General features: G+C 50.9%; 1 rRNA gene. It reads left to right on the plus strand.

From position 1 onward, the window contains the following. Positions 1 to 166 precede the first annotated feature (166 nt). Positions 167 to 3,060 (plus strand): 23S ribosomal RNA (locus AC3WMT_RS30760). Positions 3,061 to 3,207 lie beyond the last annotated feature (147 nt).

Genomic DNA, 3,207 nt, shown 5'->3' on the forward strand with positions numbered 1-3,207 from the left:
AATCGTTCTTTAAAAATTTGGGTATGTGATAGAAAGATAGACTGAACGTTACTTTCACTGGTAACGGATCAGGCTAAGGTAAAATTTGTGAGTTCTCTTAGTTGAGAAATTCGAATTTTCGGCGAATGTCGTCTTCACAGTATAACCAGATTGCTTGGGGTTATATGGTCAAGTGAAGAAGCGCATACGGTGGATGCCTTGGCAGTCAGAGGCGATGAAAGACGTGGTAGCCTGCGAAAAGCTTCGGGGAGTCGGCAAACAGACTTTGATCCGGAGATGTCTGAATGGGGGAACCCAGCCATCATAAGATGGTTATCTTGTACTGAATACATAGGTGCAAGAGGCGAACCAGGGGAACTGAAACATCTAAGTACCCTGAGGAAAAGAAATCAACCGAGATTCCCTTAGTAGTGGCGAGCGAACGGGGACTAGCCCTTAAGTGGCTTTGAGATTAGCGGAACGCTCTGGAAAGTGCGGCCATAGTGGGTGATAGCCCTGTACGCGAAAATCTCTTAGTCATGAAATCGAGTAGGACGGAGCACGAGAAACTTTGTCTGAATATGGGGGGACCATCCTCCAAGGCTAAATACTACTGACTGACCGATAGTGAACTAGTACCGTGAGGGAAAGGCGAAAAGAACCCCGGAGAGGGGAGTGAAATAGATCCTGAAACCGTATGCGTACAAGCAGTGGGAGCAGACTTTGTTCTGTGACTGCGTACCTTTTGTATAATGGGTCAGCGACTTATTTTCAGTGGCGAGCTTAACCGAATAGGGGAGGCGTAGCGAAAGCGAGTCTTAATAGGGCGTCTAGTCGCTGGGAATAGACCCGAAACCGGGCGATCTATCCATGGGCAGGTTGAAGGTTGGGTAACACTAACTGGAGGACCGAACCGACTACCGTTGAAAAGTTAGCGGATGACCTGTGGATCGGAGTGAAAGGCTAATCAAGCTCGGAGATAGCTGGTTCTCCTCGAAAGCTATTTAGGTAGCGCCTCATGTATCACTGTAGGGGGTAGAGCACTGTTTCGGCTAGGGGGTCATCCCGACTTACCAAACCGATGCAAACTCCGAATACCTACAAGTGCCGAGCATGGGAGACACACGGCGGGTGCTAACGTCCGTCGTGAAAAGGGAAACAACCCAGACCGTCAGCTAAGGTCCCAAAGTTATGGTTAAGTGGGAAACGATGTGGGAAGGCTTAGACAGCTAGGAGGTTGGCTTAGAAGCAGCCACCCTTTAAAGAAAGCGTAATAGCTCACTAGTCGAGTCGGCCTGCGCGGAAGATGTAACGGGGCTCAAACCATACACCGAAGCTACGGGTATCATCTTAGGATGATGCGGTAGAGGAGCGTTCTGTAAGCCTGTGAAGGTGAGTTGAGAAGCTTGCTGGAGGTATCAGAAGTGCGAATGCTGACATGAGTAACGACAATGGGTGTGAAAAACACCCACGCCGAAAGACCAAGGTTTCCTGCGCAACGTTAATCGACGCAGGGTTAGTCGGTCCCTAAGGCGAGGCTGAAAAGCGTAGTCGATGGAAAACAGGTTAATATTCCTGTACTTCTGGTTATTGCGATGGAGGGACGGAGAAGGCTAGGCCAGCTTGGCGTTGGTTGTCCAAGTTTAAGGTGGTAGGCTGAGATCTTAGGTAAATCCGGGATCTTAAGGCCGAGAGCTGATGACGAGTTATCTTTTAGATGACGAAGTGGTTGATGCCATGCTTCCAAGAAAAGCTTCTAAGCTTCAGGTAACCAGGAACCGTACCCCAAACCGACACAGGTGGTTGGGTAGAGAATACCAAGGCGCTTGAGAGAACTCGGGTGAAGGAACTAGGCAAAATGGCACCGTAACTTCGGGAGAAGGTGCGCCGGTGAGGGTGAAGGACTTGCTCCGTAAGCTCATGCCGGTCGAAGATACCAGGCCGCTGCGACTGTTTATTAAAAACACAGCACTCTGCAAACACGAAAGTGGACGTATAGGGTGTGACGCCTGCCCGGTGCCGGAAGGTTAATTGATGGGGTTAGCTAACGCGAAGCTCTTGATCGAAGCCCCGGTAAACGGCGGCCGTAACTATAACGGTCCTAAGGTAGCGAAATTCCTTGTCGGGTAAGTTCCGACCTGCACGAATGGCGTAACGATGGCGGCGCTGTCTCCACCCGAGACTCAGTGAAATTGAAATCGCTGTGAAGATGCAGTGTATCCGCGGCTAGACGGAAAGACCCCGTGAACCTTTACTATAGCTTTGCACTGGACTTTGAATTTGCTTGTGTAGGATAGGTGGGAGGCTTTGAAGCGTGGACGCCAGTTCGCGTGGAGCCATCCTTGAAATACCACCCTGGCAACTTTGAGGTTCTAACTCAGGTCCGTTATCCGGATCGAGGACAGTGTATGGTGGGTAGTTTGACTGGGGCGGTCTCCTCCTAAAGAGTAACGGAGGAGTACGAAGGTGCGCTCAGACCGGTCGGAAATCGGTCGTAGAGTATAAAGGCAAAAGCGCGCTTGACTGCGAGACAGACACGTCGAGCAGGTACGAAAGTAGGTCTTAGTGATCCGGTGGTTCTGTATGGAAGGGCCATCGCTCAACGGATAAAAGGTACTCCGGGGATAACAGGCTGATACCGCCCAAGAGTTCATATCGACGGCGGTGTTTGGCACCTCGATGTCGGCTCATCACATCCTGGGGCTGAAGCCGGTCCCAAGGGTATGGCTGTTCGCCATTTAAAGTGGTACGCGAGCTGGGTTTAGAACGTCGTGAGACAGTTCGGTCCCTATCTGCCGTGGACGTTTGAGATTTGAGAGGGGCTGCTCCTAGTACGAGAGGACCGGAGTGGACGAACCTCTGGTGTTCCGGTTGTCACGCCAGTGGCATTGCCGGGTAGCTATGTTCGGGAAAGATAACCGCTGAAAGCATCTAAGCGGGAAACTTGCCTCAAGATGAGATCTCACTGGAACCTTGAGTTCCCTGAAGGGCCGTCGAAGACTACGACGTTGATAGGTTGGGTGTGTAAGCGCTGTGAGGCGTTGAGCTAACCAATACTAATTGCCCGTGAGGCTTGACCATATAACACCCAAGCAATTTGCTTGCTTCGAGCTGAAAGGCGAAAGAGCACCAGATTGCGGTGTGTGAAGACGAAACGAACCGAAAGTTCGATGTTCACAAACACCGACAGCTGTCACATACCCAATTTGCTGAAGCGAGGCCATCTGG

Source organism: Pseudomonas sp. FW305-7, assembly GCF_058786735.1.